Origin of the sequence: Pseudomonas sp. NPDC099000 (assembly GCF_044759925.1) — a bacterium.
Taxonomy (GTDB): Bacteria; Pseudomonadota; Gammaproteobacteria; order Pseudomonadales; family Pseudomonadaceae; genus Aquipseudomonas.
The window spans coordinates 13,648-20,943 of the sequence record NZ_JBIWAF010000019.1 but is presented as its reverse complement, the minus strand read 5'-3'; the positions used below and the strand labels follow the sequence as shown (position 1 = coordinate 20,943).

The following is a 7,296-nucleotide window of genomic DNA, read 5'->3' as shown; positions in this document are numbered from 1 at the left end:
ATGCTGACCAACTTCAAAACCATCCGTGCTTCCATCAAGCGTCTGCGTGACCTTGAAGTGCAAGCCGAAGACGGTACTTTCGCCAAGCTGACCAAGAAAGAAGCGCTGATGCGCACTCGCGATCTTGAGAAGCTGGATCGTTCCCTGGGTGGTATCAAGGACATGGGCGGTCTGCCAGACGCTCTGTTCGTTATCGACGTTGATCACGAGCGCATCGCGATCACCGAAGCCAACAAGCTGGGCATCCCGGTTATCGGCGTAGTCGATACCAACAGCAGCCCGGAAGGCGTTGACTACATCATCCCAGGCAACGATGACGCAATCCGCGCTATCCAGTTGTACATGGGTTCGATGGCTGACGCAGTTATCCGCGGTCGCAACCACGTTGCTGGCGGCACCGAGCAGTTCGTTGAAGAAGCTCCGGCGGCTGCAGCTGAGTAATTGACGCCCCGGCGTTGACTCAGTAAGCAAAAAGGGGGCTTGGCCCCCTTTTTGCCACCTCGAAAACCGTTTGTGGGCAGCGCAGCTACAGCCTTTGTAACGTGCAGCCGCTAACAAGTGGGGTCGGGAAGAATTGATCGCCCGTTTGATCGGGTGGAATGGTTGAAAACCTATCCAAGAGGATTTTGAAATGGCAGAGATTACTGCAGCGTTGGTTAAAGAACTGCGTGAGCGTACCGGCGAAGGCATGATGGATTGCAAAAAGGCCTTGACCAAGGCCGGCGGCGACATCGAAAAAAGCCATTGATGACATGCGTGCTTCCGGCGCCATCAAGGCTGCCAAGAAAGCAGGCAACGTAGCTGCTGAAGGCGCTATCGCTCTTAAAGAAGACGGTAAATCCGCCGTTCTGCTGGAAGTGAACTCGCAGACCGACTTCCTGGCTTTGCAGGATGACTTCAAGGCATTTGTCGCTTCCAGCGTTGAAAAAGCGTTCGCTGACAAACTGACTGACGTTGCTCCGCTGATCGCTGCTCAAGAAGCCGATCGCCTGGTTCTGGTCGGCAAGGTTGGCGAAAACGTCAACATTCGTCGCCTGGCTCGCGTTGAAGGTGACGTTGTCGGTGGTTACCTGCACGGCAACAAGATCGGTGTTGTGGTTGCCCTTAAAGGCGGCAGCGTTGAGCTGGCCAAAGACATCGCCATGCACGTAGCGGCGACCAACCCTGAATTCCTGCTGCCATCGGAAGTGTCCGCTGAAGCGGTCGAGCGCGAGAAAGGCGTGTTCCTGACCCTCAACGCTGACAAAATCGCTGGCAAGCCAGAAAACATCGTTGAAAACATGGTCAAAGGCCGTATCAGCAAGTTCCTGGCTGAAGCGAGCCTGGTTGAGCAGGCGTTCGTCAAGAACCCTGAAATCAAGGTTGGCGAACTGGCCAAGAAAGCCGGTGCTGAAATCGTTTCCTTCACCTACTTCAAAGTAGGCGATGGCATCGAGAAGCCGGTCGACAACTTCGCTGAAGAAGTTGCTGCCCAGCTGGCTGCCGCCAAGCAATAAGACGGTTTTTAACTGTCGCCCTGAAGAGGCTGCCCGCTTACGCGCGCAGCCTCTTTTCAGATGGGGCACCAATTTTTATTGGTTTCCCTTTGGAACTGGCTTACAAAGCCATGTTCCGATGGCGCTGAAGCAGCGCCAAGCTAGAGTGAACGCCAGCTGTAAACAGCTCGCAAAGAATTTTTAAAATACGCCGCAGGAGAGATTCGCAATGGCTCAGCAGGGCAGTGGTTATCAGGCTCGCTATAAACGCATTCTACTCAAGCTTAGCGGCGAGGCCCTGATGGGCTCGGAAGAGTTCGGGATCGATCCGAAAGTTCTGGATCGCATGGCGCTTGAAGTCGGCCAACTGGTCGGCATCGGTGTTCAGGTCGGTCTGGTGATCGGCGGTGGCAACCTGTTCCGTGGTGCAGCGCTGAGCGCGGCCGGCATGGATCGGGTAACGGGCGACCACATGGGCATGCTGGCCACTGTGATGAACGCCCTGGCCATGCGCGATGCGCTGGAACGTGCCAATATCTCGGCCATCGTGATGTCGGCCATTTCCATGGTGGGCGTGACCGATCACTACGATCGTCGCAAAGCCATGCGTCACCTGAACGCCAAGGAAGTGGTGATCTTTGCGGCCGGTACCGGTAATCCGTTCTTCACCACGGATTCGGCTGCGTGCCTGCGCGCAATCGAAATCGATGCCGATGTCGTGCTCAAGGCGACCAAGGTCGATGGCGTCTATACCGCTGACCCATTCAAAGACCCGCATGCCGAGAAGTTCGATCATCTGACTTACGATGAAGTGCTGGATCGCAAGCTGGGCGTGATGGATCTGACGGCCATTTGCCTGTGCCGCGACCACAAGATGCCGTTGCGCGTCTTTAACATGAACAAGCCCGGCGCTCTGCTGAATATCGTACATGGCGGCGCTGAAGGGACCCTGATCGAGGAAGGCCAACAATGATCAATGAAATCAAGAAAGACGCTCAAGAGCGCATGAAGAAATCCGTGGAATCGCTGGCGCACAACTTCGGCCGTATTCGTACCGGCCAGGCGCACCCAAGCATTCTTGAAGGCGTGATGGTGCCGTATTACGGTTCCGACACGCCGATCAAGCAGGTGGCGAACATCACGGTCAAAGACGCCCGTACCCTGCAAGTCGTTGCCTTTGAGCGCAACATGCTCGGTGCCGTCGACAAGGCCATCGGCAGTGCAGGCCTGAACCTCAACCCGACCAACTTGGGTGAGTTGCTGCTGATCTCCATGCCGGCCCTGACCGAAGAAACCCGCAAGGGCTTCACCAAGCAGGCTCGTGACGTCGCGGAAGATGCCCGTGTTGCGGTGCGCAACATCCGTCGCGATGCCAACAGCTCGCTGAAGGATCTGGTCAAGGAAAAAGAAATCAGCGAAGACGAAGAGCGTCGCGCCACTGGCGAGATCGACGATTTGACCAAGAAGTACGTGGCTGAAATCGACGCGAATCTGGCACAGAAAGAAAAAGACCTGATGGCCGTATAAGGGTCGCGTTTTCATGGAAAAGACTAAGCAGACTGCGCCGTCCGCGGTGCCGCGCCATGTCGCGATCATCATGGACGGTAATAATCGCTGGGCGAAAAAGCGCTTTATGCCGGGTGTCGCCGGGCATAAAGCGGGCGTCGATGCGGTTCGCGCAGTGATAGAGGTGTGTGCCGAGGCCGGGGTCGAAGTATTGACCCTGTTCGCCTTCTCCAGTGAGAACTGGCAGCGCCCGGCCGATGAAGTCAGTGCCTTGATGGATCTGTTCTTCAAGGCGTTGCGTCGTGAGGCCAAGCGCCTCAATGACAACAACATCAGTCTGCGCATCATCGGTGATCGTTCGCGCTTTCATCCCGAGCTTCAGGCCGCCATGCGTGAAGCCGAGGCGATGACCGCCGGTGCCAACCGCTTTGTCTTGCAGATCGCCGCCAACTACGGCGGTCAGTGGGACATCGCGCAAGCCGCGCAGCGTCTGGCGCGGGAGGTTCAGGCCGGGCATCTGCGTCCGGAGGACATCACGCCGGAGCTGTTGCAGACCTGTCTGGCCACCGGCGATCTGCCGTTGCCGGACTTGTGCATCCGCACCGGTGGCGAACACCGCATCAGTAACTTCCTGCTCTGGCAACTGGCTTATGCCGAGTTGTACTTCTCCGACCTGTTCTGGCCGGACTTCAAACACGACGCCATGCGTAACGCGCTGGCCGATTTCGCTTCTCGCCAGCGCCGCTTCGGTAAAACGAGCGAGCAGGTCGAGGCTGGAGCCCGGGTTTAATGCTCAAACAACGAATCATCACCGCGCTGATCCTGCTGCCGATCGCTTTGTGCGGGTTTTTCCTGCTCGAAGGCACAGGCTTTGCGCTGTTCATCGGGCTGGTCGTGACCCTCGGTGCGTGGGAGTGGGCTCGTCTGGCAGGCTTCACAGCCCAGCCGATTCGCGTGGCCTACGCGGTTGTGGTCGCCTTGATGCTGGTTGTCATGCACATCCTGCCGGGGCTCGCGCCCTGGGTATTGGGCGCTTCGGTGCTCTGGTGGGGCGTGGCGACGTATCTGGTGCTGACTTACCCGCGTTCCAGCGAACATTGGTCCAGCGCCGCCTGCAAGCTGGTGATCGGTTTGCTGATTCTGCTGCCGGCCTGGCAGGGTCTGGTCCAGATCAAGCAGGAACCCTTGGGTAACTGGTTGATCATGGCGGTAATGGTGCTGGTCTGGGGCGCCGATATCGGCGCGTACTTTTCCGGCCGGGCCTTTGGCAAGCGCAAGCTGGCGCCGCAGGTCAGCCCTGGCAAGAGCTGGGAAGGCGTGTATGGCGGCTTGCTGCTGAGTCTGGTGATTACGGCGATCGTCGGCTTTGTTCGCGACTGGAGCTTCGTGCAAATGCTGATGGGCCTGATCGGTGCGGCAGTGATCGTCTTCATCTCGGTCGTGGGCGACCTCACCGAGAGCATGTTCAAGCGTCAATCCGGAATCAAGGACAGCAGTAATTTGCTGCCGGGGCATGGCGGTGTGCTGGATCGCATTGACAGCCTTACAGCTGCGATCCCCGTATTTGCCGTGCTGTTGTGGATGGCTGCACCGTGAGCCGTCCACAACAGATTACCGTTCTGGGGGCGACCGGCTCGATCGGTCTGAGCACCCTGGACGTGATCGCTCGCCATCCCGAGCGTTATCAGGTGTTCGCCTTGAGCGGTTTTACTCGCCTGAGTGAGCTGCTGGCTTTGTGCGTGCGTCATACGCCGAAGTTTGCCGTCGTGCCAGAAGCGGGCGCTGCCCGGACCTTGCAGGACGACTTGCGTGCCGCAGGCCTGTCGACCCGCGTGTTGGTGGGAGAGGAGGGCCTGTGTCAGGTGGCTTCCGATCCTGAGGTCGATGCGGTCATGGCGGCCATCGTGGGCGCGGCGGGCTTGCGTCCAACCCTGGCGGCGGTCGAGGCGGGCAAGAAGATCCTGCTGGCCAACAAAGAAGCGCTGGTCATGTCGGGTGCGCTGTTCATGCAGGCCGTGCGCAAAAGCGGTTCGGTGCTGCTGCCGATCGACAGTGAGCACAACGCGATTTTTCAGTGCATGCCGCAGGATTTCGCCCGCGGGCTTGGCGCGGTCGGCGTGCGTCGGATTCTGCTGACAGCCTCTGGCGGTCCGTTCCGACAGACGCCTATGGCTGAGCTGGTGCATGTTACCCCTGACCAGGCGTGTGCCCATCCGAACTGGTCCATGGGTCGCAAGATTTCAGTTGATTCGGCCAGCATGATGAACAAAGGGCTCGAGTTGATCGAAGCCTGCTGGCTGTTCGACGCCAAGCCATCCCAGGTCGAAGTGGTGATTCACCCTCAGAGCGTGATTCATTCGCTGGTCGACTATATCGATGGCTCGGTGCTGGCGCAGTTAGGCAATCCGGACATGCGCACGCCGATCGCCAACGCCCTGGCTTGGCCGGAGCGCATCGATTCGGGTGTGGCGCCGCTGGATCTGTTTGCCATCGCGCGGCTGGACTTCCAGGCCCCCGATGAGGAGCGTTTCCCTTGCCTGCGCCTTGCGCGTCAGGCCGCCGAAGCCGGCAATAGCGCGCCGGCCATGCTCAATGCGGCGAATGAAGTGGCTGTCGCGGCGTTTCTCGACGGGCGGGTTCGCTACCCGGAAATCGCGAGTATCATCGAGGAAGTGTTAAGCCTCGAGCCGGTCGTTGCGGTGGATGATCTCGAGGCGGTGTTTACGGCCGACGCGAAAGCGCGAGTACTGGCTGGGCAATGGTTGAGCCGTCACGGGCGGTAAGTGCTGCAATACGTTGGCCCATGCGGCACTGGATAGGATTGCGGAGAAAGTAGATGAGCGCGCTCTATATGATTGTCGGCACCCTGATTGCATTGGGCGTGCTGGTCACCTTCCACGAATTCGGCCATTTCTGGGTCGCACGTCGCTGTGGGGTCAAAGTGCTGCGTTTCTCCGTAGGCTTCGGCATGCCGCTGCTGCGCTGGCACGACAAGAAAGGCACTGAGTTCGTGGTGGCTGCCATTCCGTTGGGCGGCTATGTGAAGATGCTCGACGAGCGCGAAGGCGACGTACCGGCCGATCAGCTCGATCAATCCTTCAATCGCAAATCGGTCCGTCAGCGTATTGCCATCGTGGCGGCCGGGCCGATTGCCAACTTTCTATTGGCGATGGTGTTTTTCTGGGTGCTGGCCATGCTCGGCAGTGAGCAGGTGCGGCCTGTCATCGGTGCGGTCGAATCCGGCAGCATTGCCGCCAAGGCCGGTCTGGGCGCGGGTCAGGAAATTATTGCCATCGATGGCGAGCCGACGTCCGGCTGGGCCGCGGTCAATCTGCAACTGGTCCGTCGTCTTGGCGAGAGCGGTTCTCTACAATTGTTGGTGCGTGAGCAGGGCTCCACGGCGGATTCTCCTCGTGAGCTCATGCTGGATAAATGGCTCAAGGGCGCTGACGAGCCGGATCCGATTCGTTCGTTGGGTATTCGTCCATGGCGTCCGGCATTACCGCCGGTGTTGGCTGAACTTGATTCGAAAGGACCGGCCAAGGCGGCGGGCCTGAAGACCGGTGATCGGCTGTTGGCGCTTGATGGCAAGTCACTTGATGACTGGCAGCAGGTGGTCGACACCGTTCGTATGCATCCGGATACCAAAATCATGCTGCGCGTTGAGCGTGATGGTGCTCAAATCGACGTCCCTGTGACCTTGGCCGCACGCGGCGAGAGCAAGGCTCCCACCGGTTATCTGGGCGCAGGGGTGAAAGCGGTCGATTGGCCACCAGAGATGATTCGCGAAGTCAGTTATGGTCCGGTGGCCGCAATTGGCGAGGGTGCTCGACGCACCTGGACCATGAGCGTGCTGACCCTCGATTCGCTCAAGAAAATGTTGTTCGGCGAGCTCTCGGTAAAAAACTTGAGTGGACCGATAACCATTGCTAAAGTGGCGGGCGCTTCTGCCCAGTCGGGTGTCGCTGATTTCCTGAATTTCCTTGCTTATCTGAGTATTAGCCTGGGGGTTCTGAATTTGTTGCCCATTCCTGTACTGGATGGGGGGCATTTGTTGTTTTATCTGATCGAGTGGGCGCGTGGTCGTCCCTTGTCAGATCGGGTGCAGGGTTGGGGGATACAGATCGGTATCAGTTTGGTGGTCGGGGTGATGTTGCTTGCTCTGGTCAATGATTTGGGCCGTCTGTAACACTTCGCTGAATTGCGAATCTGCCGCATTTTGCGGCAGTTTGTTTATTGCCAGTTGGAATAAGAAAGGACTTCATGAAAAGTCTGCTGCTAACTGCGGTTCTCACCGTATTGATGATCGCCGAAG

General features: G+C 58.4%; 7 protein-coding genes and 1 pseudogene. All 8 read left to right on the top strand.

Features of this window, described 5'->3' with window-relative positions:
* Positions 1 to 441, top strand: a 441-nt coding sequence (gene rpsB / locus ACIQV9_RS20300; protein WP_403104921.1) for a 30S ribosomal protein S2, incomplete at its 5' end; no start/stop codon positions are given.
* Positions 442 to 631: 190 nt separating this feature from the next.
* A pseudogene (gene tsf / locus ACIQV9_RS20295) lies at positions 632 to 1,496 on the top strand (translation elongation factor Ts).
* A gap of 208 nt (positions 1,497 to 1,704) precedes the next feature.
* Entirely contained in the window at positions 1,705 to 2,448 is a 744-nt protein-coding gene (gene pyrH / locus ACIQV9_RS20290; protein WP_003172271.1) for a UMP kinase, read from the top strand.
* The gene (frr, locus tag ACIQV9_RS20285; protein ID WP_403104918.1) at positions 2,445 to 3,002 is read left to right on the top strand and encodes a ribosome recycling factor; all 558 of its coding nucleotides are present in this window, start codon (positions 2,445 to 2,447) and stop codon (positions 3,000 to 3,002) included. The genes pyrH and frr overlap by 4 nt, the downstream gene beginning before the upstream one ends.
* 13 nt (positions 3,003 to 3,015) lie before the next feature.
* Positions 3,016 to 3,771, top strand: a complete 756-nt coding sequence (uppS, locus tag ACIQV9_RS20280) for a polyprenyl diphosphate synthase (protein WP_219096748.1) — start codon at positions 3,016 to 3,018, stop codon at positions 3,769 to 3,771.
* A complete protein-coding gene (locus ACIQV9_RS20275; protein WP_403104915.1) occupies positions 3,771 to 4,577 on the top strand; it encodes a phosphatidate cytidylyltransferase in 807 nt (268 codons plus the stop codon). The genes uppS and ACIQV9_RS20275 overlap by 1 nt, the downstream gene beginning before the upstream one ends.
* Positions 4,574 to 5,764, top strand: a complete 1,191-nt coding sequence (gene ispC / locus ACIQV9_RS20270; RefSeq protein WP_403104912.1) for a 1-deoxy-D-xylulose-5-phosphate reductoisomerase — start codon at positions 4,574 to 4,576, stop codon at positions 5,762 to 5,764. Before ACIQV9_RS20275 ends, ispC begins: the two co-directional genes overlap by 4 nt.
* Positions 5,765 to 5,817: 53 nt before the next feature.
* A complete protein-coding gene (rseP, locus tag ACIQV9_RS20265; RefSeq protein ID WP_403104909.1) occupies positions 5,818 to 7,170 on the top strand; it encodes a sigma E protease regulator RseP in 1,353 nt (450 codons plus the stop codon).
* Positions 7,171 to 7,296: the final 126 nt, after the last annotated feature.

Coding starts and splice junctions, on each gene's coding strand:
- pyrH (WP_003172271.1), top strand. CDS start 1,705: ATGGCTCAGCAGGGCAGTGGTTATCAGGCTCGCTATAAACGCATTCTA.
- frr (WP_403104918.1), top strand. CDS start 2,445: ATGATCAATGAAATCAAGAAAGACGCTCAAGAGCGCATGAAGAAATCC.
- uppS (WP_219096748.1), top strand. CDS start 3,016: ATGGAAAAGACTAAGCAGACTGCGCCGTCCGCGGTGCCGCGCCATGTC.
- ACIQV9_RS20275 (WP_403104915.1), top strand. CDS start 3,771: ATGCTCAAACAACGAATCATCACCGCGCTGATCCTGCTGCCGATCGCT.
- rseP (WP_403104909.1), top strand. CDS start 5,818: ATGAGCGCGCTCTATATGATTGTCGGCACCCTGATTGCATTGGGCGTG.